The sequence below is a fragment of the Snodgrassella sp. M0351 genome (assembly GCF_016100575.1).
Taxonomy (GTDB): Bacteria; Pseudomonadota; Gammaproteobacteria; order Burkholderiales; family Neisseriaceae; genus Snodgrassella; species Snodgrassella alvi.
The window spans coordinates 236,126-259,273 of record NZ_JACFSG010000001.1; the positions used below are offsets into that span (position 1 = coordinate 236,126).

The following is a 23,148-nucleotide window of genomic DNA, read 5'->3' on the forward strand; positions in this document are numbered from 1 at the left end:
AAAATTAATAATGGTTGCTGGATAAAATTGATAAATTTGATAAAAAGTTAAATTCAGCATTAGAAATGCACTCCTTTATTCTGCAAGCGGATAAGGTTTACAGGCGTATTTCTAAAAATTTATGTAAACTGCTGACTGAATTGCGATTCAAGTAAAATTTATACTATTAAAAGTATTAACTGAGGAACTGTTCAGCAGATTGTACAGTAGCAAGATAATTCAATGCGGCTAAAAAACTGTTTTGTACATTTGTCGCGCTAATGATGGTGCTATTGAACTCCAGACTCAGTGTTGCGCATGCATCTGCAATAACAATTGGCTGATAACCGAATTCAACTGCCTGACGAGTGGTAGAGTCGACACACATGTGTGTCATCATGCCACAGATAACCAGTTGCTCTATCTTTTGTTGTTGAAGGTGTTCATGCAGGGTTGTTTGTAAGAAGCTATTGGGATAGCTTTTATGAATTATAAATTCATTCGTGTCTGCAATCGGCAGTAATTGATGATGTAATTCTGCACCACGGCTGTCAGGCTGAAAAAAAGTAGCTCCCGGTTTATTATTAATATGCTGGATGTAATACACGGGCAGCTGCTGATTGCGGAAATACTCACGAACCTTCAATATTTTTTCCAGTGCCAGTTGTGGCTGGTACAGTTCCATTTTACCTTCTGAAAAATAATCATTTTGTACATCAATTATAATGAGTGCTTGTTTCATTAGTTATATCCTGTTGGTTTTAATAATTTAATTATGCGCCTTATCTGTTTTCGACAGAATAGGCTGATGAAAAAGATATATTCTATTTATTTTCAGGATGAAACTATGGATAAAAAAGACAGAGCAATTCTGGATTTATTAAAAAATAATAGTCGTTTGTCGTGGAAAGAGATTGGTGAGAAAGTATTTCTTAGCGGACAGGCAGTGGGGCTAAGGGTACAGAACCTGCTTGAGACCGGCGTGATAGAACGTTTTACACTGACTGAACACTTGATATCGGAACAATTTATTTTTATTTATATGAATAACAGCCGGTTTGCTGAATTCGAGCATTTGGTGAGTACCTTTGCTGAGGTACAGGCTCTGTATAAAATTACGGGTGATGGTTGCTATTATATTCATGCAAATTTTACTGCCGAGCAGCTGGAACCGTTTTTACAACAGATAACAGTTTACGCACGTTATAAAGTAAGCCATAAATTACGCAGACTGATTTAATCTGATATCTGCGTAAGCTTATTGAGTAAGACATGCGGCCATAATGGTATGTTCTTTCAGACACAGATTGTGAGCAAAATATAAACTATTTTCTACCAGCCCCAGATCTTCTTCGCACTGAGTTTCAGTTTCAATAATCAGCATTTGTTCCGGCCGTCCGGCATGCAGGCTCATGCGCATTTGTGCGGGAGTAAACGGCAGATTATGCTTTTGGGCGAAGCTGCGTGCACGGCTGTTTGCTGTTTTCAGCATGGGTATCAGGGTAATATCCAGATGAAAAATTCTTACACCCATTACCAGAATACGTGCGGCAAACCAATCTGCCTCATCACTGATAATATCAGGAGTAGGTTGTTCAAAGCCCAGACGCTGTGCAGCAATTAACATTGCTATCAGGCGAAGCTGAGGAATCAGAGCTTCACTAAGCATAAATGCAGTCTGGAATTGTGGCTGTAGCTGACATAGGTCAGAGCGGTGCTGATTGCCGTCAACAATCATGTACCAGCGTTGAAGCTGAGCCACAGGTGATTCTGATTGCCGTATCTGATTTAGCGGTAATGCGGACATTTTATTCTCCAGTAGTTGTCGATTCATTTGTAATGCCTTTCTGTATGAGGCGTTTGTAGCAACAAAAAACCGCCTCGGTTTGGCCGGGCGGTTCACTTTTTTATTTTGCTTATTAGATATTATATAAACGCAAAAAAGCACCGCACCGAGGTGTGGTACCAATAATAAGCAAAAGAGAAAGTGGTTGCGTTTTTCATTACTAAACCTTAAACCTTATTGAAACATGTGTCAAGAATTATTTTCTTCACCCCAGCGTGTAATCAACTGATGAGGTATATGCAGCTGATCCAAAATACGTCCTACTACAAAATCCACCATATCCTGAATAGTATGCGGGTGCTGATAAAAACCGGATACCGGGGGTAGAATGCATACACCCAAACGCGACAGTTTAAGCAGATTTTCCAAATGAATGGCTGATAAAGGCGTTTCCCGCGGTACGATGATCAGCGGACGATTTTCTTTAATCGATACATCAGCTGCCCGTTCAAGTAAATGGTCGGAAGTACCGGCTGCAATGGCAGCAACACAACCCATGCTGGCCGGACAGATAATCATTGCATCAGCAGGATTGGAACCGGAGGCCGGAGGTGCAAACCATTCATCGCGGCCAAATACAGTAAGCATGGATGAGTCTGCGCCGTATTCTGCACACAATGCGGCATTACACTGTTTAGCATTTGCAGGTAAATGCCAGTTGATTTCCTGTTGTGCGACTATCTGGGCAGCCTGTGAATACAGTAACCAGACCCTTATATCAGCCTGTAACAGGCAGCCCAGCAGACGTTTGGCATAAGGCATACCCGATGCTCCGGTAAGAGCCAGTGTAACGGTTTTGACAGAATGAGCAGAGGGAAAAATCATAATAAAACTAGTGTATATTCAAATATGCCTGTTATTATAGCTATTTTGTTTTCAATATAACATTTGGCATATGACAGCTATATTCAGATGAAAACCATTATTAGCCAGTTGAAGTTTTATTTTCTGTAATTGTGATTAATTAATCAAGCTCTGCGGAAAATGGCAGGCTGGCAAAAAACTTAAATTTCTGAATAACTAAATACAAATATTAATACTGATCATGGAATGATAAGCATGTTGTGGAAAAAAATATTATGGTGGCCCTGTTTTTGTGTCAGTATTCTGGCCGGCTGTGCTCAGGTTCCTCCTCCTGTTGCTGAAGAGCGTGAATGTGATTCGAGAGCGATGGCAATGGCTTTATTGCAATCTAATCAGCCTTATGGTACCAATAATGTTCGCTGTGCGGTATCGTCAAAAAACTTACCTGTAATGAAACCTGAACGTACCGCACCACCTGAAGTCAGCCTGCGTATTGAACGGTCGGTGACAGAAGTGAGTAAGTGTCTGCATGAAAAATTTCAGTCACGGTTTAAACTGCCGCAGGAATTTTACAAAATCAGCTCCTATCCTAATGGCACTCAGACACTGGCACTGGTAAATCCTTTCACACAGACAGAAGGTTTACAGATAGACGTAGTTAAAGCAGGTATGTCGCAAAGTATAGTTAATCTATATTCTAATGGTATGACTTTGTCGGAAGCGTGGAAAAAATTTCCTGAGCTGTGCCGCTAAATGGCATCAGTTTTTGATTTGCATAAAGTAGAATATATCAAGCCCCTCTCAAAGGAGGGGCTTTTTGCAAACATGAGGTTTAGCCGGAAATTTATTTTCCTGCTTTAAGATTTTGCCATAATCGCAATTCGTATTTCAGGGTATCCGATTTTGCCGGTAATACCAGGTAACTGTTAGCCAGAACCTCATCTGACGGAAAAATACTGTTATCTTCGCGATATTCTTTTTTTATCAGTTCTTTTGCCGGCATGCTTGAAGGTGCGTAACTAACATAATTGGCGTTTCTGGCGGCTATTTGCGGTTCCAGTATCCAGTTCAGGTAGCGATAGGCATTTTTGAGATTGGTTGCATCTTTCGGGATAGTTAATGTATCTATCCAGAGAGAAACCCCCTGAGTCGGAACCAGTACCACGATATCTTTTTTACCGGTTGCATCCAGCCGGCGTCGTTTGGCAATGTTCAAATCACCGCCAAAACCGATGGCTACACAAACATCCCCGCGTGCCAGATCGTCGATGTAACCAGAAGACGAATAGCGCAATACATTGCTGCGGTTCACTTTGATAACATTGGCAGCAATATCTATATCATCTTTGCTCTGGCTGTTCGGATCTTTGCCGGCATAATGCAACGCCAGCGGAATCATCTCTACCGGACTATCCATGTAACTGATGCCACAGTTTTTTAGTTTGTCGGTATACTCAGGATTAAAAACCAAATCCCAGCTATTTTCCGGCATTGGTGTAGTACCGAGTGCCGCATTCACTTTTTCAATATTGATTGCAATGGTATTCATACCCCAGTAGTTGGGAACTGCATACTGATTATCTGGATCTACGTCTTTTAATAAATCCAGTAATTTCGGGTTAATGTATTTCCAGTTAGGCAACTGATTTTTGTCCAGTGGCTGGTATGCTCCGGCTTTAATCTGGCGTCCGACAAATGAGTTGGACGGCCCGACAATATCATAGCCGGACTGTCCGGTCAGAATTTTGCTTTCCAGTGTTTCGTCACTGTCATAAAAATTGTAAGTGACTTTAATGCCATATTTTTTTTCAAATTCACCAATAGTTTTCGGGTCAACATAGTCTGACCAGTTAAATATTTTAAGTGTCTTGGTGTCGCTCAAACTACCAGGTTTGCTGGCCGCTACAGCAGAAGCCGGTTGAGGACCGGCATTGTCGTGTGAACCGCTGCATGCAGTCAGAATACATAAAATCAAACCGGATAAACCCAGACAGGCTGTGTTTTTCATGTCCGTCCTTTTCAAAGATGTGCCAAGGCTGGCTGGCATGGTTATGTGTTATTACCACCTTTGTAACTTCAATCTGTTCGTATGGGGGTAACTATACCGCATAAGGCATTAGTGTTGTCGGAATTGTCATTTTGGCATGGATTTTCGTCTGTTCAGGTAGGATTATGCGTAAAACTGCGGTAAGATAAGCGGATGATTTTAACAAGGGTGATGGTTGAGGTGGACTAACCAGTGTCCTGTTTTTATATCTATGTTCAGGCAGTCTGTGTTTTATACAGACTGCCTGAATACGATTAATCACCCGTCTTATTGAAACTACCATGAAAACAGCAGAATTACGTTCTAAATTTCTTCAATTTTTTGCAAGTAAGGGTCATCAGGTTGTACCTTCATCTTCACTTGTACCTCCGCAGGATGATAAAACCCTGTTGTTTACCAATGCAGGTATGAATCAGTTTAAAGATGTGTTTCTGGGTTTTGACAAGCGCCCGTACAGCCGTGCGACAACAGCACAAAAATGTGTGCGTGCCGGTGGTAAACACAATGATCTGGAAAACGTCGGTTATACCGCGCGCCATCATACATTTTTCGAAATGCTGGGCAATTTCAGCTTTGGCGATTATTTTAAGCGTGATGCCCTGCATTTTGCCTGGGAATTTCTCACCAGTAAGGACTGGCTGAATCTGCCACAGGAAAAACTGCTGGCAACTGTTTATGCAGATGATGATGAAGCTTATGATATCTGGTTAAACGAGATTGGTCTGCCACCGGAAAAAATTATCCGTATAGGTGACAATAAAGGCGCACGCTATGCTTCTGATAATTTCTGGCAAATGGGCGATACCGGTCCGTGCGGCCCTTGTTCGGAAATTTTTTATGATCATGGCGAACATATCTGGGGCGGGCCTCCGGGCAGTGCTGAAGAAGATGGTGACCGTTTTATAGAAATCTGGAACTGTGTGTTCATGCAGTATAACCGGGATGAAAACGGTACTATGAATCCGCTTCCTAAGCCATCAGTTGATACAGGGATGGGACTGGAGCGGGTGTCGGCTGTATTGCAGCATGTACACAGTAATTATGAAATCGATCTGTTTGTCAATTTGCTGCATGCAGTAGCCCGTGTTGTAGGCATTCCGTATAGTCAGGATGTACCGAGTCTGAAAGTCATTGCCGACCATATCCGCTCTTGTGCGTTTTTAATTGCTGATGGTGTATTACCCAGCAATGAGGGGCGTGGCTATGTATTGCGGCGTATTATCCGCCGGGCTGTACGCCATGGTTATAAACTGGGTTGTAAACAGGCATTTTTCCATTTGCTGGTAACGGATCTGGTGCAGGAAATGGGCTCTGCCTATCCTGAGCTGGTTGAAAAACAGATACAAATAAGTGATGTACTGAAACAGGAAGAAAGCCGTTTTGCGCAAACACTGGAAACCGGAATGACTCTGCTGGAAAGTGCCTTGCAGGATGGCGGCCAGACACTGGCTGGTGAGGTAATTTTCAAACTATATGATACTTATGGCTTTCCATATGATTTAACCGCTGATATTGCGCGTGAGCGTAATATTAGTCTGGATGAAGAAGGGTTTGAGCGTGAAATGGCTGCTCAGCGTGCCCGTGCCCGTGCAGCGCAGAATTTTAAAGCCAATACTCAGCTTACCTATGAAGGTGCTGACACAGAATTTACCGGCTATCAGCAACGCCAGAATGAAAGCAAAGTTCTGGCTTTGTATCAGAATGGTGAAGCTGTTGAGCAGTTAAATGCTGGTGAATCAGGTGTGGTCGTGATTGACTTTACACCGTTTTATGCAGAGTCTGGTGGCCAGACTGGTGATATTGGCTATATTTTTGCCGGTGAAAACCGCTTTCAGGTGGAAGATACGCAAAAAATCAAAGCTAAAGTATTTGGTCAGTTTGGCGAAATGCTGTCCGGCAGTCTGAAAGTGGGTGATGCTGTTACCGCTCAGGTAGATAGTGTACTGCGCGAAGCCAGTATGCGTAATCACAGTGCCACTCACCTGATGCATCGCGCCTTGCGTGAAGTATTGGGTACACACGTTGAGCAGAAAGGTTCTCTGGTTAATGCTGAGCGCACCCGCTTTGACTTTTCACATCCACAGCCGGTTACCGCTGCACAACTGACCGAAGTTGAACGTCGGGTAAATCAGGCAATTGTGGCTAATGTTCCTGTATGTGCGCAGAATATGAGCTTTGATGAAGCCATTGCTGCCGGTGCGATGGCGCTGTTCGGAGAAAAATACGGTGACGAGGTACGTGTACTGAGCATGGGCGAATTTTCTACCGAATTATGCGGCGGTACCCATGTTGCACGGACTGGAGATATTGGTCTTTTCAAAATTATTTCTGAAAGTGGTATTGCTGCCGGAGTACGGCGTATTGAAGCTGTGACCGGATTGAATGCTTTACAGTTTGTTCAGCAGCAGGAAGAGCTGCTTAAGGCGGCGGTTGCCGAAGTAAAAGCACAGACTGCTGAAGATTTGCTGCCTAAACTTCAGGCAATACATACTCAAACCAAGCAGTTGGAAAAGGCATTAACTGAAGCCAGAAGTGAACTGGCCAGACAGGCAGGTACCGCTTTGCTGGCTCAGGCCAGAACTATTGGTACAGCTCGTCTGGTGCTGGGACAAATTGAGGCAGAAAGCAGTGCTCTGAGAGATATTGCTGCTGATTTAATTGCACAGGGTGATAATATTATCGTTCTGCTGGCAGCAGTAAATGATGGTAAAATTGCCATCATAGCAGGAGTATCAAAAGCATTAACTAAAACAATCAAGGCTGGTGAGCTGGTTAATTATGTTGCCGGTCAGGTTGGTGGTAAGGGTGGCGGTCGTCCCGAACTGGCACAAGCCGGCGGTCAGGATATAGCTGCATTAGAACCGGCGCTCGCCAGTGTAACTGACTGGTTAGCTTCCAAATTAGGATAAAGACTTAGTAAATGAAAACAGCAAGCGGTTTATGGATGATAAAAAAACATAAGCCGTTTTTTTTGCTTATTCACAGGAGAATACAATGCAGAGGTATGTAAAAGCTTGTTTGGCAGGCTGGATGCTGATGGTTGCAGTATGTTCGTTCGCTGCAACGCAGGAACAGCTGGCACAACAACAGTTACAGCAAAATGTGGATATGGTGTTATCAGTGGCTCGTGACAAAAGCCTGAATGAACAACAGCGTATTAGTCAGATAGAACGTTATGCAGATCAGTATCTGGATTATGAGCGTATTTCAGCTTTGGCTGTAGGTATGCAATGGCGACAGTTTACTGCACAGCAAAGACAGGATTTCAGTGCGGCCTTTAAGAATATGATTGTGCGCATTTATGCACATTCAGCATTGATGGGTGCCAGTAATGCATCTGTGAAGGTTATACCTAAGGTAGTGAATCAGGGTAATAACCGGCTGGAAACATTTACCGAAATTGTTAGTGCTGGTAATAAGCACTACACGGTGGGTTATCAGATGTATTATGCTAATGGTGTCTTTAAAATTTATAATTTCCGGGTCAACGGTACCAGTCTGGTAACGGTATACCGCAGTCAGTTTGATCAATTGATTCAGAAACAGGGTATTGATGCAACTATTGCTCAGTTACGTGATAAAGGTTTGGGTAAAGTGCAGATCAATAAATAATGCATTTATTTGAGCAAAAAAACGGTGATGGATTGAATATCCATCACCGTTTCATTATATCTGTCTGTTTTTAATTTTGCCGTAAATAAACAGAATAATGCAGGCAAAAATAATCGAAGCTATTAAACCGGCTTTTTCACCTGCATGGTACCAGCCAAATGCCTGACCAACATATCCGGCCAGTAATGAGCCGCCGATACCGAGTAAAGTGGTGATCACTATGCCAAGTTGCTGTTTGCCCGGATAGATTAGTTTGGCAATTAAACCAATGATAAAGCCAACTATAATTGTCCAGAGTAACCCCATGATGTTGTACTCCTGAGAATAAGGAAGCTTTATCTTAATCCTGTGGCTATAATAAAAGTTGAGTTATTAAGTAAAATCAATATTAATTATGATTTTTTAAATAAATATATGTAATCAGTAAGTTATATTTTAAAGATAAACACAAGAACAACTGACGGAAGATTTAAGCAGTGTGAAAAAAAGTGTAGGATAATTCTAAGTTTACTCTCTGAGAGAATAGTATTTTGCATGAAAATAGATAAGTAAAAAAAGCATAACAATAAGTTATGCTTTTTTTATTGCCAGACTGTTAGTGGTTACCAGCATAGGTATTAACAGTACGGAAAGGAGTATTTTCTGGTGTAGAGTCAGAAACATGAGTGTTCTGGCCATTTTGAGCAGTAGATTCGCTGAAATGACGAACATCAGTATCATCGTTGTTACTATTAGCCATAGCGAAACCTGCAGTCATAGCTAAAGAAGCAGCCAGTAAAGCGGAAGAAACTAATTTTTTCATTTTTGTTTCCTTTCAAAATGAATTATCAAAATATTTTAAATTTAAACGCCAAATTGTTATTTTTGCTTTTGCAATATGGTTATATTAATACTTTATTAGTATTTTGATAATACCTGATTAGTTAAAGATGAATTTCTTATTGAGAAACTCAATGGCGATGTTTAATGTCAATAAAAAACAGACTAAAACATCATTGATTCAATGATGAAAAAGTCTGCTTTGAGTATAAGTACTATTTTATAGTCAATCAACAGGAATGATTGGAAATTATATTAATACTATAATATTGTGGTTTATTTACCATATACAGGTAAACGATTGCAAATTTTCTGTATTTTTTCTGAGACTTCTGAAATAACTTTTTCATTGTCTGCATTATCCAGAACATCAGCAATCAGATGACCAAGTTCACGCGTATCTGTTTCAGTAAAGCCGCGAGTAGTAATGGCTGCCGTGCCTAAACGGATACCGGAAGTGACAAATGGTTTTTCCGGATCATTAGGGATGGCATTTTTATTAACAGTAATATGTGCTTTGCCCAGCACCGCTTCCGCCGTTTTACCGGTAAGTTTTTTTGGTTGCAGGTCTACCAGAAATACATGGCTTTCAGTACGGCCTGAAACAATACGCAAGCCACGTTCAATCAAGGTTTCTGCCAGTACTTTGGCATTGGCTTTAATCTGACGGGCATATTGTTTGAATTCCGGCTGTAAGGCTTCTTTGAAGGCTACTGCTTTGGCTGCAATCACATGCATTAACGGACCACCTTGCAGGCACGGGAAAATAGCTGAATTCAGTGCTTTTGCGTGTTCATCGCTGCGGCACATAATCACACCGCCGCGCGGTCCGCGCAGAGTTTTATGGGTAGTAGTGGTCACAAAATCAGCAAAAGGTACCGGATTCGGATACTCTCCGCCAGCGACCAGACCGGCGTAATGCGCCATGTCTACAAACAGATAAGCACCTACTTTATCTGCAATCTCACGGAAACGTGCCCAGTCTATTTCCAGTGCATAAGCGGAAGCACCGGCCACAATCATTTTCGGCTTATGCTCCAGTGCCAGCTGTTCCACCTGTTTGTAGTCGAGGATTTCATTTTCATCCAGACCATAGGTAATGGCGTTATACAGGCGACCGGAAATATTGACACTGGCTCCGTGAGTCAGATGACCCCCATGTGCCAGAGACATACCCAGAATAGTGTCACCCGGTTGTAATACGCTGGCATAAACAGCCTGATTGGCCTGAGAGCCGGAATGAGGCTGTACATTGACATAACTGGCGCCAAATAATTCTTTCAGGCGGTCGATAGCCAGCTGTTCTACTTCATCAACATATTCGCAGCCACCATAATAACGTTTACCCGGATAGCCTTCGGCATATTTATTGGTTAACTGGCTGCCCTGAGCCTCCATTACGGCGCAGCTTACGTAGTTTTCTGATGCAATTAGTTCTACGTGATCTTGCTGGCGCTGATCTTCTCGGGCAATGGCACCGGCCAGTTCCGGATCAAATTTTTCGATGGTTAACGCTTTGGAAAACATGGTGGTTGTTCCTTTTGAGGATGAAGAAATAAAGAATTTGCTGAATGCAGCAGAGAGTGAGTGGTGGCTATTTTAACTGATAGTAATGTGTATGTGGCTGAATTTGATAATGTGTGATGATGAAGTATATTCATAAATACACATTCTGACGATGTAGCACTGGATTTCAGTCTGGTAAGGGTAATAACCTGTTTATAGGTTTCAGTAAATCAATTGCGGATGCTGAACCGAAAATAAATTATCTGGTAGAGAAGTGATGCTGTCTGATAAAAACAGCCCTGTTGGAAACAGGGCTGCTTGACATTATCCGGAATCAATTACATTTTCATAGAACCGGTTTTCAGGAATTGTTCATGCCAGCTTAAAGCTTCAGTGAGAATATGAGGTGTATGAATACCTTTTGCCGTTTGCAAAGCACGGTCGTAGTAATCCTGCAACTGATCGCGATAATCCGGATGAGCACATTTTTCAATCATCACTTTTGCTCTCTGCCGCGGAGCCAGACCGCGTAAATCAGCCAGTCCCTGCTCAGTAACAATAATCTGTGTATCGTGTTCGGTATGGTCAACATGTGAAACCATCGGCACGATGCAGGAAATCTTGTCATCTTTAGCAGTAGACGGGGTAACAAAGAAATTCAGGAAACTGTTGCGTGCAAAGTCACCTGAACCGCCGATACCATTCATCATACTGGTACCCATTACATGGGTAGAATTGATGTTGCCGTAAATATCGGCTTCAATCATTGAATTCATTCCAATGATACCCAGACGGCGCACCAGTTCCGGGTGATTGGAGATTTCCTGCGGGCGCAGAATAATGCGTTCACGGTAAAAATCAATATTGTCTGCAAAATCCTGGAATGCCTTAGCAGACAGGGAAATAGCGGTAGCAGATGCAGTAGCCATTTTACCGGCACGTATCAGATCCAGCATACCGTCCTGCAATACTTCGGTATATCCATACAGATTTTCAAACGGACCGGTTAACAGACCTGCCAGTACGGCATTTGCCACGTTACCAACGCCAGACTGAATTGGCAGCATTTCTTTAGGCAGACGCCCCATTTTGATTTCGTGAGACAGGAAATCAACAATATAAGCGGCAATCTGTTTGGATTTGTCATCAGGTTCGCTGAAAACATTGTCGCGATCCGGAGCATTGGATTCAACAATAGCGACTATTTTGTTTAAATCAACTTTCAAGTATTTTTCACCGATGCGATCATCAGCGCGAGTCATGTTAATTGGTTTGCGGTGGGGCGGAATAGCATTATCCATAGGAATATCATGCATGCCTTCCATTTGTATCGGCAAACCGGTATTGATTTCCAGAATAACCTTGTCCGCCATATCCAGCCATGTCTGATTATTACCGATTGCGGTAGACGGAATCAGATGTCCGTCTTCAGTAATGCCCAGTACTTCGATAATGGCTACATGCATGTGACCCAGAAAACCAAACCATGCCTGCTGGGCAACATGCGATAAATGCATGTCAATAAAATTGACATCGCCATTGTTGATTTCCTGACGCATATGGCGATCAGTATTAAATGGTAAACGCTGATTTATTGCATGTGCCTCAGCTAGTGCGCCATCACATTCCGGCGCAGTGGAAGCACCAGTCCATACATTAATTTTATATGGCCGACCGGCAGCATGTTCAGCACGGGCAAAATCAGCAATAGCTTTCGGCAAAACTTTAGGATAGCTGGCGCCGGTAAATCCGCTCATGCCGACATTGGCATTATTATCTATCAGGGTAGCAGCTTGCTCAGCAGACATAAGGCGGGAATGAAGTGAGGTATAACGAATGCGATCCTGTACGGACATCGTGTTTTCTCCTTATTAAATCAAAAATGCCTGACCCTTGCCTGGTCAGAGTGAGGCGTAGAAGATAAGTGTTTGTCTTTGCCGTATATTCAATTCAGTACGAATGCTATGACATAATGACTCTAACAACGGACTGCATTTTACTGTAAATAATTTTGTTTTGCTGTTCTGTCTTTGTACTGAAAAAGTGCAGAACAGCAGATAAAGATAAATAATTACAAATTAATAATTAAGAATTTGAATTAATACATTAAGTTGCAAAATAAACAGACTATCAGATTAGACAATGTTTACACAATATTTTAATAGTATTGCCTAAGGTTTCATTGCCGGAGAATTTTCTAAATTAAATCAGTTTCAGCAAAAAACTGCTGTATTAATTGCTGCGCATGTTCTTGCAGCCCTGCTGGATTAAACGGATCGCATACATGTTCGGGATTCAGTTTACGCAACCATGTAAGCTGACGTTTTGCCAGTTGCCGGGTGGCAGTAATCCCACGTTCAACAAATGTACTGTAGTTAGTTGTGCCATTAAGATAATCAAAAGCCTGCCGATAGCCTACACAGCGAATTGAAGGCAAATCAGGATGCAATTCCGGGTATTGCAGACGAAGTGCTTCCACTTCTTCCACAAAACCCTGTGCCAGCATCGAATGAAAGCGGGTGGCAATCTGTGTATGCAGACGGGCACGGTCGGCCGGTAAAAGTGCCAGCGTACATACATTCAAAGGACTCTGCCGGTTTTCCTGTTTAGCCAGATGGCTGCTCATGGGGACACCGGTGATGTGATAGATTTCAAGTGCACGTTCAATACGCTGGCTATCACCGGCAGGCAAGCGGGCAGCAGTAATGGGATCCACCCGCTGTAATTGTGCATACAGAAAGTCTGTACCATGCTGTTGTTTAAGTTTATCCAGTTCGGCACGGATTTGCGGATTGGCTTCGGGCAGGCTGTTCAGTCCCTGTGTCAGGGCATGGTAATACATCATGGTACCGCCCACGAGCAAAGGCAGGTGACCGTGTGTATGAATTTCCTCGACTAAATCCACACAATCACTGACAAACTGGGCAGCACTGTAGCTTTCAAGCGGTGAAATAATATCAATCAGATGATGGGGCACTGCTTCTAACTCTTCTGCACTGGGTTTAGCCGTACCAATATTCATATCACGATAAATCAGGGCGGAATCCAGACTGATAATTTCAATCGGAAACTGCTCAGCCAGACTCAGAGCCAGACTGGTCTTGCCTGACGCTGTTGGACCAAGTAGAGCAAAAACTTTTGGCAGAGATGCAGACATAGTGGCTACCGTAGTTTAAACAGTTATTGTAGCGATTTACGCTCAATTGAGCGATAGATAGTTAGATAAGAGTATAAATCGGGATAAGCAGCATAATGTGATGTAATCTGTTAAAGCAGTTAAAGAAAATCAAAGCATAAATATGAAGATTATTTTTTGTACATTAGATATTTTAAAATTTTCTTTTATTCGAAGATATTTGAAGCAATAAAGTAACCAAAAATTAGCGAGTAATTTCAATTGTTGATTAGCTGAATTGAGAAGAAAACAGCTATTGTACGAAAGCAATGATATTTACTTGCATAATACGGGTGTATTTCTAATCAGATGTCAGCCAAACGACTTTAAAATTGATCTGTGACGGCAAATTAATATAACTGTTGTGCAAGAAGCATTCTGCTAGTAATTAATATTTTGTTTTAAGTTAAGATTTAATTTTATGATTCGGAATATCCAGATACCTCAGTAGCAGACATTTCAGCCAGCTAAAAGAATAAGTGCTGCGGATATCTGCAACTATGAAAGTAATATCCTATATCTATACCTTTTCAAATTCACTATCAGTGCATTTGCATAATATTTGCATTCGGCATGAAAATGCACATAATATAAGTTTATTGTTACACTAACCTTTATAATAGCCAAATAAAGTTATGGTAGTTATTTAGAGAGAGTAACTTAGTTAGGAATAAATGTTTACATGAATAGCCAGTTTAACCATATCGGAATTGTGACACGGCCGCAAACACCAATGATGAGTGAAGTACTGGACGAACTCATTACTTTTTTATGTGAAGAAGAAATTTCGGTGTATCTGGATAGTGAGGCGCAAGCGGATAACCAGATTAGTCCGGTATTGCTGCAACGCTGTAATATTATTAATAAATGTGAAATGGGGCGGCGCTGTGATCTCGTTATGGTACTGGGTGGTGACGGTACTTTATTGTCTGTTGCCCGTAAACTGGCACCTTACCGGGTACCACTGATTGGTATTCATCAGGGACATCTTGGTTTTCTGACACAAGTACCGCGTGCTCAAATGGTAACTGAATTAACCGGCATGCTGACTGGCAAATATCTGCCCGAAGAACGTATTTTGCTGGAAGCGACAGTAGTACGTGCAGGTGAAGAAGTTTATCATTCACTGGCACTAAACGACGTTGTACTCAGCCGTGGTGCACTGGGGCAGATGATTGAATTTGAGGTATTCATCAATAAAGAGTTTGTTTATACCCAGCGTTCAGACGGTTTGATTGTGTCTACACCTACTGGTTCGACGGCATATGCTCTGGCTGCCGGTGGTCCTATTTTACAGCCAACTCTGCGTGCATTCAGTTTGGTGCCTATATGCCCGCAATCCATGTCCAACCGGCCGATTGCTGTCAGTGATACCAGTGAAATAGAAGTGCTGATTACCAAAGGCAGCGATGCCCGGGCTCATTTTGACGGACAGGCGTTTTTTGATTTACATACTATGGATAAAATCCGTATTTGCCGCTATCGCAATTCTCTGAGGATTTTACATCCGGTTAATTATCAATATTACAAAACTCTGCGTCAGAAACTGCATTGGGGTGACCAGCTGGTATAGCTATGTGCTGTAAAACAAACTTAATCCGTTAATCAGATTTTAAATAATTTTTGTAGCCTGACATAATCTCTGAAAAAATAATGTTTATGTTGCTATTGGTGGAAAAAACACAATAAAAATTAATAAAACCGAAATTTATTATCAATTATTTTAGATTTTTCTAAAAAATGGTTTCTTATTTTCCTAAAAAATACTAAAATCCGGCATAAATCATTAATACTTTCTCTAAGAAAGGTTGTTTATGCTTCTGGCGCTGTCTTTGCGTGACTTTGTCATTGTTGATGAGCTGAATCTGAGTTTTCAAAGCGGCTTTACCGTTCTGACAGGTGAAACCGGGGCGGGTAAATCAATCACGCTGGATGCATTAGGTCTGTTGTTAGGTGATAAAGCTGATTATGGTCAGATAAGACATGGTGCCAAAGAAGCCCAGTTATCAGCACTGTTTGATGTCAGTGATGTAACACATGCCCGTACCTTACTACAGGAACAGGGATTACTGGATGAAAACGAAACGCAATTAAGTATCCGACGTATAATTGATGTAAAGGGAAAAAGTCGTAGTTTCATTAATAATCAGGCGGTTACTTTGAGTCAGTTGCGGCAGATAGGTGAATTATTAATTGATATACATGGTCAGAATGCTCACCACTCTTTAAACAGTGAATCCGCGCAACGTATATTACTGGATGCATTTGCGGGTGCTGATAGAGAAGTTGCTCAAGTACGTGAAGCCTATCAGCGTTGGCATGAAGCCAAAAAAGAGCTGGAAAAAGCGCAAACACAGGCTGATAGTCTGAATATTGAGCGTGAGCGCTTGCAATGGCGCTTTGATGAGCTAAATGCCCTGAATCTTCAAGAGCATGAGTGGGAAAATCTCAGTCAGAGTCATGATTCATTAGTACATGCGGCGGAAATACTGCAAACAGCGGAAAATGTAGAAGAAGTTCTCAATGGTGATGAGGGTTTACAAAGCCGTTTGTATCACTGCCGGCAACAACTGGCTGCACTGATTAAAGCAGCTCCTGCTTTTGCAGACAGTGTGGCATTACTGGAATCAGTAGAAGCAGAATTGAGTGAAGTCAGTGCGTATTTGCGTGAAGCCACTGCCAGTGTAGAGACTGATGAAAATTTATTAGCACAGCAGGGACAGCGCATGCAGGAGTTAATGAGTGTTGCGCGTAAATACCGGATCGAGCCACCACAATTGCCTGAAGAGCTTGCAAAAGTTGAATCAGCTCTTAATGAACTGGAGGCGGCTGCGGATATTGAAGCGTTACAGGCACGGGTAGCAGAACGCGAAAATGAATATATGCATGCAGCACAGCAATTATCAGTGAAACGCCATCAGGCTGCGAAAAAGCTGGCGAAACAAACCACGGCTCACATGCAAAATTTATCAATGCAAGGTGCACGTTTTCATATTGAATTGTTAAGTGCCTCACCATCTGTGCATGGTCTGGAGCAGGTACAGTATCAGGTAGCTGCCAATCAGGGCACGCCTTTACGTGCAATGAGCAAAGTTGCTTCCGGTGGTGAGTTGGCACGTATCAGTCTGGCTCTGCAAATGGTTACCAGTCAGTATAATGCGGTACCTACATTGATTTTCGATGAGGTGGATACCGGTATTGGCGGAGCTGTAGCTGATGTTGTTGGTCATGCACTGCGTAGTCTGGGGCAGAATCGTCAGGTGCTGGCTGTTACTCATCTGCCGCAGGTCGCAGCTTGTGGTCAGCAGCACTGGCAGGTGCGAAAGCATAACAGCAAAGGGCAGACTGTAAGTGAAATAAACGTACTGGCTGCGACAGATCGGGTGAATGAGATTGCACGAATGCTTGGCGGCGAAACCATTACCGATACCACACGTAATCATGCCAGGGAAATGCTGGAGCTGGCGCAAAGTTAATTCTGCTATTACGAATTTATCTGCAAGCTCTCTGATTTTTCAATGCATATATGTCATTACTGCAAAAGCCGAAATGATATTTATTTAAGTAAATAATTATAAAATAACGTTTATCTGCTTATGTTTTATGCATGCTGTTCTTGATTACAACGGTTTTAATAACAAAACATATTCTGATAATTTTCCTGTCAGCGTGCATTTTTATAATATATGACTGATATAGACTGGAACGGGCTGCTTTAGCCTGAGCAAGGTGTATAGATTCAGTCTGTTTCATGCGCGATGTATAATGATAACTTTCAATTTTCTATGATGAGCTGCTGATGAGTGAACCACACAGTGATAGAACACTAGATGTTATCGATTTAAATTGTCCAATGCCGATTTTACGTGCAAAAAAGGCGCTGGCAGCTATGGATAGCGGAGAAGTATTGCTAGTACTGGCAACAGATAAAACTGCTCCTGATGATTTTGCAGCTTTCTGCCGGCAGACAGGTCATGAATTATTGCATCAGCAAATCAGAAATGATGATGTAATAATGATGTGGGTAAAACACCGCTAAGTTTTTCAGACGGTAATTTATTACAATTAATTACAATATTTTGTTAACTTTATTCAGGTTCAGGTTGTAGAAGCTGCGACAGAATAGTACATTAACCTATTATTTTTTAGCTGTGTAACACACGCTGATAGAACGGATACAGATGCAGACTCTCACTATAACCCGTCCGGATGACTGGCATCTTCATGTGCGTGATGGTGCAGCATTAAAAGCAGTAGTACCTTTCAGTGCACGGCAGATGGGGCGAGCCCTGATTATGCCAAATCTGAAACCACCGGTAACCTCAGTTGCAGCAGCACTGGCTTATCGTGAACGTATACTTGCTGCAGTACCTGCGGGCAGTCATTTTCAGCCATTGATGACTTTATATCTGACTGACCAGACTACGCCGGCACTGATACGCGAAGCCAGAGAAGCAGGTATTATTGCGTGTAAGCTTTATCCTGCCGGTGCCACAACTAACTCTGCGGCTGGTGTCAGTGATTTGTGGGCTTTATTGCCGGTATTGGAAACTATGGCTGAAACAGGCATGCCATTACTGGTGCATGGTGAAGTAACCAAAAGTGAAATTGATATTTTTGACCGTGAAGCAGTATTTATTGATGAACTTTTACAGCCGCTGTTACAACGTCTGACTGAACTGAAATTAGTATTTGAGCATATCACTACTGCACAAGCTGCTGAGCTGGTAATTCAGGCTGGTGAAAATGTGGCTGCTACGGTAACACCCCAGCACTTGCTCTACAATCGCAATGCTTTACTGGTTGGGGGAATCCAGCCTCATCATTACTGTTTGCCGGTACTAAAGCGCGAAACCCATCGTCAGGCACTGTTACAGGCTGTAAGCGGTACACAGTCACATAAATTTTTTCTCGGTACCGATAGTGCGCCGCATGCTCAGCACAGTAAAGAATGTGCTTGCGGATGTGCGGGTATATTCAGTGCCTTTGCTGCTATTGAGTTATATGCGGAAGCTTTTGAGCAGGCGGGAGCACTGGATAAATTACAGGCTTTTGCAGCAGAAAACGGTCCGCGGTTTTATGGTCTGGAAATCAATAAGGAAACCATTACACTGGAAAAAATAAATCGCACAGTGCCACCATACTATCCGTATGGTAATCATGAACGACTGATTCCGTTGCGTGCTAATCAGACCATTAGCTGGAGTGTGGTAAATAATTAAATATGCAAGATTCAACTCAAATTACAGACCGGCTATCAGTACAAGCACATCAAACCGAAATTCGGGTGCGCGGCTTTCACATAGATGTATACCGCCATGTTAATAATGCACGCTATCTGGAATTTCTGGAAGAGGCACGCTGGCATTATTTTGATGAAGCCGGCTTAACGCCAATGTTTACTGAAGCCGGTTGTGGAATGGCTGTGATAAATATCAATATCAGTTACCGGTGCAGTGCCGGTTTCGGAGATGATTTGCTGATATCTACTGCTTTGAGCAAAATACAACCGCGCAAAGTAGAAGTTAATCAAACGATTACTCTTAAAAATACAGGACAGACAGTTGTGCAGGCTGTGGTGACGTTTATGGCTTTCGATCAGCAAAGCAATAAAGCAATTTCTTTTCCTGCTGCGATACAAGAACGATTTAATGCTATCAGGTAACAATATAAGTTAAGTCAGTAAAAAACCCTGCGCTTGGCAGGGTTTTTTACTGACTTAACTCAACCACTATCAGGCTTTACCGTCAGCTTCACGCAGCATGGCGTAAATTTCATCTTTCAGGCGCAATTTTTCCCGTTTCAGTTCGTCCAGATTATCCAGACCACTGGTTACCGGGTTATTAGTCAGACCTGTAATTTTATCGTCCAGTCGGTTGTGTTCTTCGAATATATTAGCAAAATGGGTATTTTCCGCCTTTAATTTGGTAATCAAGTCGCGATATTCAGGAAACATATAACATCCTTTACAGTTGGTTAAAATGATTTTTATTATTTTGCATTAATTATAGCTTAAGGTATATAAGATTGCGCTAGTTATGACGTAAAAAGTAACAAGAGCATGTTAAACTGGCACAATAATACATACGGGAGTTTATAATGTATAAACGGTTAATGGGTTGGATAGGCGCATTTATTCTGGTTTTAAGCCTCAGCGGGTGTGGCTATAATACAATGCAGTCACAGGATGAAGCTGCAAATGCTGCCTGGTCGGAAGTGTTGAATCAGTATCAGCGTCGTGCTGATCTGGTACCCAATCTTGTGAATACAGTTAAAGGCTATGCCAAACATGAACAACAAGTTTTAACCGACGTTACTAATGCCCGTTCACGTGTAGGCAGTCTGAATATGACCAGCAGTGATGCTGATAATCCGGCAAAAATGGAACAGTTTTCACAGGCACAGGGAAATCTGAGCAGTGCTCTGAGCCGCTTGCTGGTAGTAACAGAAAATTATCCTGATCTGAAAGCTGATCAGAGTTTCCGGGATTTACAAGCGCAGCTTGAAGGCACAGAAAACCGTATTGCTCTGGCACGAAACCGCTATATTCAGACAGTACAGGTTTACAACACTACTTTGCGTTCTTTCCCGAACAATATCACAGCCAAAATTTTCGGAATGCATGTTCGCCCGAATTTTGTACCGGAAAATGAAGCGGCGGTAAAACAGGCGCCGCAGGTAGAATTTTAATTTGTTTTCTGTTGTTATTTTATGTGATTAATTAAACAGCCAGTTTGTCAGAACTGGCTGTTTGCATATCAGTATAGTAAGCAGCTGCTACTATTGTGCAAATTGTTTATTTGCAGAATATGACAAAATGGAAAATAAAAGTTTATATGGTTGCGGCTGTTTTCCGAACAGACAGGGGTAACTGTTAAACATAACAGCAGTCCGATAAAAACTTGCAATGATAACTGAGGAAATTTCCTGTATCGGACTGAATACTTGTATTCTGTTGTAATAACAGAATCTGTTTGTCTGAAAGTATGGAGTCAGATAATAGTGGTCTTTTATCTTGACAATCAAAAGGTTAGTATGAACTAAAATACAAGCAAATTTGCTTATATGGCACTAAGGTTGCAAAGATGAACACAATACGCTTATCTGTCCACAGGCTACTCGGTCTTTTTATGGGCTGTTTTTTTGCAATGCATTTGCTCGCTGCCGATGGTTTGGTTCCTGTAACAGCGCTGACTGATCCGGTAATGGATACAGCTAATATGTTACAGCCGGCTACCCGTGCAGAATTAAACCAGCAGTTACTGGAGTTCAGCCGGCAGCATGGCAGCCAGATTATAGTATTGACAGTTCCGGCTATCTTACCGGAAACACCTTTTGACTATGCTACGCGTGTTATGGATAGCTGGAAGCCGGGGCGTAAAGGAATTGATGACGGTGTACTGTTGTTGCTGGTGCGCGATGAGCATAAAACGTTTCTGGCACCCGGTCGCGGATTGGAAGGGGCTATTCCTGATGTTTATGCTAAAAGAATTCTGGATGATGTGCTTCGTCCGCAGTTACAGGCAAATAATGCAGACGGCGGTGTACGTGAGGCTGTAAATCAGCTGGAGAAGCTGATTAACGGTGAAAAATTACCGGCACAGCAATCTGCACATCAGGAATCTGATGATTCAGGCTCAACAATTTTTGGAATTCTGTTACTGATATTTATAGCCGGTTCATTTTTGAAAAATATATTTGGTAATACGCTGGGCAGTGCAATAGTTGGATTTCTGGTATTAAGTTTTGGCTGGTATTCGGGCTGGAGCCTGTTTGCAGCGATTATTGGTGCAATTCTGGCATTCATAATAGCACTCATTTTTGCCGGTAATATTTTTATTGGCGGCTCTGGCGGTGGTAGGGGCGGTTTTGGCGGTGGTTCAGGAGGCGGAGGGTTTAGCGGAGGAGGCGGCGGCTATGGTGGTGGCGGAGCCTCTGGTAGCTGGTAATACTGGCAGTCATAATTGAATTCCCCGTTAAATACTGACAATTTGTAAATTTTACGTAAAATAATGTATAGTTATTTATTTATATGATTATGATTATTTAGCATTTCGTTTCTGGTGGGCATACATGTCTAAAGTCGGTTATGGTATCTGTTTTCTGCTGATGTACTTTTTAGTCATGCGTTATAGCGTGTTCGGAGTGCTGATTGATATTGTACTAATCATACTGATTATGTTTTATCTTCGGGCCGTGCAGATTGTAGATGATGGTACTGAAGCATCTATTGCTGCCGACAATAATCTTTATATTGTTGTTATGTTTGAAGTGGCCGGTCAGATTTGTGCAGCCAAAGGACATGTTTCTGATGAAGATCGGTCGCGTGTCTATGACATGATTAAAAAAATGCAGTTGGATGCAGAAACTGAAGTTTTGTCGCGTTATGCTTTTAATATGGGGCAGACAAAAAATTATCCGCTCAGAACCAGACTTAAACAACTATACCGGGCTTATAGTGATGACAAGCGCGGTTTAATGCTGTTTTGTAAAAATATGCTGGAATTAGCGCTGATTGACGGACGGCTGCATAATAATGAACGGCGCATTCTGAATATCATAGCGGATGAATTTCATATTCCTTATGCACAAATGCTTATTTTTGCCAGCCAGACTATTCATCAGGAAAATGAATACCGGCATTACTGGCAGACCAACGAACAATGGAAACAGCAGCGTCAGCGTGCGCGTTCAGAGCAACGCCGGCAACAATATCAGCAACAGCAGAAGCAATATCAGCAGCAATACCAGCAACAACACCATAATCAGCAACAACAGCCTGAAGAACCGTTTGGTAGTGATCCTTATCGGGTACTGGGTATCTCAGCAAAATCGAGCCCGCAGGAAATTAAACAGGCATATCGCCGCCTGATGAATAAATATCATCCGGATAAACTCATTAAACAAAATTTGTCGGAAACTAAGATGCAGCAGGCAACTGAACATGCTCAGCGTATACAGGCAGCCTATGCTTATGTGAAACAGTTACGCGGATTTGTTTAGATAATAGATAAGGCCTATAGAATCTATATTTATTTCAAAATATATAACCGTCAAAAATTTGAATAATCTCTAATTTCCCAATCTGAGAATTTGTCAGAGCTGGCTCTGATAATAGGTTGGTTTTTATGTTAGAAATCATTTTTGTTCTCTGGCAATATCTGGATTTTTACTGTACAGGCTAATTTTCCTGATAAATTGATTAGTATCGTTATCATCAAAATATATGTTAACTGGTGCCGTCAGCAATAATATCCGTTATATCTGATTTTCCGGTTTTCTGTTTTTATATGATATATATTGTTTTTGTTATCAGCCTGGTAACAGCAGCATTTTCTTATTAAGAAAATTTATGGTAGT

At 42.0% G+C, this 23,148-nt stretch carries 22 protein-coding genes; 12 read left to right on the forward strand and 10 right to left on the reverse strand.

The genetic code is table 11. The features are described 5' to 3' along the window. Positions 1 to 175: 175 nt before the first annotated feature. Positions 176 to 721 carry a cysteine hydrolase family protein gene (locus H3V01_RS01000; RefSeq protein ID WP_198185723.1) on the reverse strand — a complete coding sequence of 182 codons (546 nt, stop codon included), beginning with the start codon at positions 719 to 721 and terminating at the stop codon, positions 176 to 178. Between the two features lie 66 nt (positions 722 to 787). On the opposite strand from H3V01_RS01000, the gene H3V01_RS01005 reads away from it, so the two are divergent. After that, entirely contained in the window at positions 788 to 1,219 is a 432-nt protein-coding gene (locus H3V01_RS01005; RefSeq protein WP_157784877.1) for an Lrp/AsnC family transcriptional regulator, read from the forward strand. Between the two features lie 18 nt (positions 1,220 to 1,237). Here the strand turns inward: H3V01_RS01005 and H3V01_RS01010 are convergent, their stop codons facing one another. Continuing rightward, on the reverse strand, positions 1,238 to 1,813 hold the full coding sequence (locus H3V01_RS01010) for a hypothetical protein (RefSeq protein ID WP_232332568.1): 576 nt from the start codon (positions 1,811 to 1,813) through the stop codon (positions 1,238 to 1,240). Positions 1,814 to 2,014: 201 nt separating this feature from the next. Beyond that, positions 2,015 to 2,650, reverse strand: a complete 636-nt coding sequence (locus H3V01_RS01015) for a flavin prenyltransferase UbiX (RefSeq protein WP_198185725.1) — start codon at positions 2,648 to 2,650, stop codon at positions 2,015 to 2,017. A gap of 234 nt (positions 2,651 to 2,884) precedes the next feature. On the opposite strand from H3V01_RS01015, the gene H3V01_RS01020 reads away from it, so the two are divergent. After that, complete coding sequence (locus tag H3V01_RS01020) at positions 2,885 to 3,382, forward strand: hypothetical protein (RefSeq protein WP_198185727.1); 498 nt, start codon at positions 2,885 to 2,887, stop codon at positions 3,380 to 3,382. A 91-nt stretch (positions 3,383 to 3,473) separates the two neighbouring features. Here H3V01_RS01020 and H3V01_RS01025 read toward each other — a convergent pair whose 3' ends face one another. Further along, positions 3,474 to 4,637, reverse strand: coding sequence for an extracellular solute-binding protein (locus H3V01_RS01025; protein WP_084565456.1), 1,164 nt, complete (start codon positions 4,635 to 4,637; stop codon positions 3,474 to 3,476). A gap of 320 nt (positions 4,638 to 4,957) precedes the next feature. Between H3V01_RS01025 and alaS the strand changes: the two genes are divergently transcribed. Then, positions 4,958 to 7,585 carry an alanine--tRNA ligase gene (gene alaS, locus H3V01_RS01030; RefSeq protein ID WP_198185729.1) on the forward strand — a complete coding sequence of 876 codons (2,628 nt, stop codon included), beginning with the start codon at positions 4,958 to 4,960 and terminating at the stop codon, positions 7,583 to 7,585. An 85-nt stretch (positions 7,586 to 7,670) separates the two neighbouring features. After that, the gene (locus H3V01_RS01035) at positions 7,671 to 8,288 is read left to right on the forward strand and encodes an MlaC/ttg2D family ABC transporter substrate-binding protein (RefSeq protein WP_025330218.1); all 618 of its coding nucleotides are present in this window, start codon (positions 7,671 to 7,673) and stop codon (positions 8,286 to 8,288) included. A 54-nt stretch (positions 8,289 to 8,342) separates the two neighbouring features. Here the strand turns inward: H3V01_RS01035 and H3V01_RS01040 are convergent, their stop codons facing one another. The 5 genes from H3V01_RS01040 to miaA form a co-directional block, all read right to left on the reverse strand. Further along, entirely contained in the window at positions 8,343 to 8,594 is a 252-nt protein-coding gene (locus H3V01_RS01040) for a GlsB/YeaQ/YmgE family stress response membrane protein (RefSeq protein WP_025330219.1), read from the reverse strand. Positions 8,595 to 8,883: 289 nt separating this feature from the next. Further along, positions 8,884 to 9,090 carry a hypothetical protein gene (locus tag H3V01_RS01045; protein ID WP_025330220.1) on the reverse strand — a complete coding sequence of 69 codons (207 nt, stop codon included), beginning with the start codon at positions 9,088 to 9,090 and terminating at the stop codon, positions 8,884 to 8,886. A 293-nt stretch (positions 9,091 to 9,383) separates the two neighbouring features. Next, positions 9,384 to 10,634 carry a serine hydroxymethyltransferase gene (gene glyA, locus H3V01_RS01050; RefSeq protein WP_025330221.1) on the reverse strand — a complete coding sequence of 417 codons (1,251 nt, stop codon included), beginning with the start codon at positions 10,632 to 10,634 and terminating at the stop codon, positions 9,384 to 9,386. Between the two features lie 317 nt (positions 10,635 to 10,951). Continuing rightward, a complete protein-coding gene (locus H3V01_RS01055; protein ID WP_037475978.1) occupies positions 10,952 to 12,469 on the reverse strand; it encodes an acetyl-CoA hydrolase/transferase family protein in 1,518 nt (505 codons plus the stop codon). 341 nt (positions 12,470 to 12,810) lie between these two features. Further along, positions 12,811 to 13,770, reverse strand: a complete 960-nt coding sequence (gene miaA, locus H3V01_RS01060; protein WP_198185731.1) for a tRNA (adenosine(37)-N6)-dimethylallyltransferase MiaA — start codon at positions 13,768 to 13,770, stop codon at positions 12,811 to 12,813. Positions 13,771 to 14,470: 700 nt separating this feature from the next. On the opposite strand from miaA, the gene H3V01_RS01065 reads away from it, so the two are divergent. From H3V01_RS01065 to H3V01_RS01085, 5 genes are all read left to right on the forward strand, one after another. Further along, complete coding sequence (locus tag H3V01_RS01065; RefSeq protein ID WP_198185734.1) at positions 14,471 to 15,361, forward strand: NAD(+) kinase; 891 nt, start codon at positions 14,471 to 14,473, stop codon at positions 15,359 to 15,361. A 241-nt stretch (positions 15,362 to 15,602) separates the two neighbouring features. Further along, positions 15,603 to 17,264, forward strand: a complete 1,662-nt coding sequence (gene recN, locus H3V01_RS01070) for a DNA repair protein RecN (protein ID WP_198185736.1) — start codon at positions 15,603 to 15,605, stop codon at positions 17,262 to 17,264. A 323-nt stretch (positions 17,265 to 17,587) separates the two neighbouring features. Then, the gene (locus H3V01_RS01075) at positions 17,588 to 17,827 is read left to right on the forward strand and encodes a sulfurtransferase TusA family protein (RefSeq protein WP_037475987.1); all 240 of its coding nucleotides are present in this window, start codon (positions 17,588 to 17,590) and stop codon (positions 17,825 to 17,827) included. A 142-nt stretch (positions 17,828 to 17,969) separates the two neighbouring features. After that, entirely contained in the window at positions 17,970 to 19,010 is a 1,041-nt protein-coding gene (gene pyrC / locus H3V01_RS01080; RefSeq protein ID WP_100126374.1) for a dihydroorotase, read from the forward strand. A 2-nt stretch (positions 19,011 to 19,012) separates the two neighbouring features. Beyond that, positions 19,013 to 19,453 (forward strand): acyl-CoA thioesterase, encoded by a 441-nt coding sequence (locus H3V01_RS01085; protein WP_198185738.1) that lies wholly within the window; start codon positions 19,013 to 19,015, stop codon positions 19,451 to 19,453. Between the two features lie 69 nt (positions 19,454 to 19,522). Here the strand turns inward: H3V01_RS01085 and H3V01_RS01090 are convergent, their stop codons facing one another. After that, entirely contained in the window at positions 19,523 to 19,744 is a 222-nt protein-coding gene (locus H3V01_RS01090) for a YdcH family protein (RefSeq protein ID WP_025330229.1), read from the reverse strand. A gap of 143 nt (positions 19,745 to 19,887) precedes the next feature. On the opposite strand from H3V01_RS01090, the gene H3V01_RS01095 reads away from it, so the two are divergent. From H3V01_RS01095 to H3V01_RS01105, 3 genes are all read left to right on the forward strand, one after another. Next, complete coding sequence (locus H3V01_RS01095; protein WP_078475098.1) at positions 19,888 to 20,478, forward strand: LemA family protein; 591 nt, start codon at positions 19,888 to 19,890, stop codon at positions 20,476 to 20,478. Between the two features lie 395 nt (positions 20,479 to 20,873). Further along, complete coding sequence (locus tag H3V01_RS01100) at positions 20,874 to 21,737, forward strand: TPM domain-containing protein (protein ID WP_232332569.1); 864 nt, start codon at positions 20,874 to 20,876, stop codon at positions 21,735 to 21,737. A gap of 124 nt (positions 21,738 to 21,861) precedes the next feature. After that, a complete protein-coding gene (locus H3V01_RS01105) occupies positions 21,862 to 22,791 on the forward strand; it encodes a DnaJ domain-containing protein (RefSeq protein WP_198185740.1) in 930 nt (309 codons plus the stop codon). The last annotated feature ends 357 nt before the right edge of the window (positions 22,792 to 23,148 follow it).

Bases quoted from the DNA above. Each gene is read 5' to 3' on its own strand.
- H3V01_RS01085 (WP_198185738.1), top strand. From the start codon at position 19,013: ATGCAAGATTCAACTCAAATTACAGACCGGCTATCAGTACAAGCACAT.
- H3V01_RS01095 (WP_078475098.1), top strand. From the start codon at position 19,888: ATGTATAAACGGTTAATGGGTTGGATAGGCGCATTTATTCTGGTTTTA.
- H3V01_RS01105 (WP_198185740.1), top strand. From the start codon at position 21,862: ATGTCTAAAGTCGGTTATGGTATCTGTTTTCTGCTGATGTACTTTTTA.
- glyA (WP_025330221.1), bottom strand. From the start codon at position 10,634: ATGTTTTCCAAAGCGTTAACCATCGAAAAATTTGATCCGGAACTGGCC.
- H3V01_RS01020 (WP_198185727.1), top strand. From the start codon at position 2,885: ATGTTGTGGAAAAAAATATTATGGTGGCCCTGTTTTTGTGTCAGTATT.
- pyrC (WP_100126374.1), top strand. From the start codon at position 17,970: ATGCAGACTCTCACTATAACCCGTCCGGATGACTGGCATCTTCATGTG.
- H3V01_RS01035 (WP_025330218.1), top strand. From the start codon at position 7,671: ATGCAGAGGTATGTAAAAGCTTGTTTGGCAGGCTGGATGCTGATGGTT.
- H3V01_RS01040 (WP_025330219.1), bottom strand. From the start codon at position 8,594: ATGGGGTTACTCTGGACAATTATAGTTGGCTTTATCATTGGTTTAATT.
- miaA (WP_198185731.1), bottom strand. From the start codon at position 13,770: ATGTCTGCATCTCTGCCAAAAGTTTTTGCTCTACTTGGTCCAACAGCG.
- H3V01_RS01010 (WP_232332568.1), bottom strand. From the start codon at position 1,813: ATGAATCGACAACTACTGGAGAATAAAATGTCCGCATTACCGCTAAAT.
- H3V01_RS01065 (WP_198185734.1), top strand. From the start codon at position 14,471: ATGAATAGCCAGTTTAACCATATCGGAATTGTGACACGGCCGCAAACA.
- alaS (WP_198185729.1), top strand. From the start codon at position 4,958: ATGAAAACAGCAGAATTACGTTCTAAATTTCTTCAATTTTTTGCAAGT.
- H3V01_RS01100 (WP_232332569.1), top strand. From the start codon at position 20,874: ATGAACACAATACGCTTATCTGTCCACAGGCTACTCGGTCTTTTTATG.
- H3V01_RS01000 (WP_198185723.1), bottom strand. From the start codon at position 721: ATGAAACAAGCACTCATTATAATTGATGTACAAAATGATTATTTTTCA.
- H3V01_RS01090 (WP_025330229.1), bottom strand. From the start codon at position 19,744: ATGTTTCCTGAATATCGCGACTTGATTACCAAATTAAAGGCGGAAAAT.
- recN (WP_198185736.1), top strand. From the start codon at position 15,603: ATGCTTCTGGCGCTGTCTTTGCGTGACTTTGTCATTGTTGATGAGCTG.
- H3V01_RS01045 (WP_025330220.1), bottom strand. From the start codon at position 9,090: ATGAAAAAATTAGTTTCTTCCGCTTTACTGGCTGCTTCTTTAGCTATG.
- H3V01_RS01025 (WP_084565456.1), bottom strand. From the start codon at position 4,637: ATGAAAAACACAGCCTGTCTGGGTTTATCCGGTTTGATTTTATGTATT.
- H3V01_RS01055 (WP_037475978.1), bottom strand. From the start codon at position 12,469: ATGTCCGTACAGGATCGCATTCGTTATACCTCACTTCATTCCCGCCTT.
- H3V01_RS01005 (WP_157784877.1), top strand. From the start codon at position 788: ATGAAAAAGATATATTCTATTTATTTTCAGGATGAAACTATGGATAAA.
- H3V01_RS01075 (WP_037475987.1), top strand. From the start codon at position 17,588: ATGAGTGAACCACACAGTGATAGAACACTAGATGTTATCGATTTAAAT.
- H3V01_RS01015 (WP_198185725.1), bottom strand. From the start codon at position 2,650: ATGATTTTTCCCTCTGCTCATTCTGTCAAAACCGTTACACTGGCTCTT.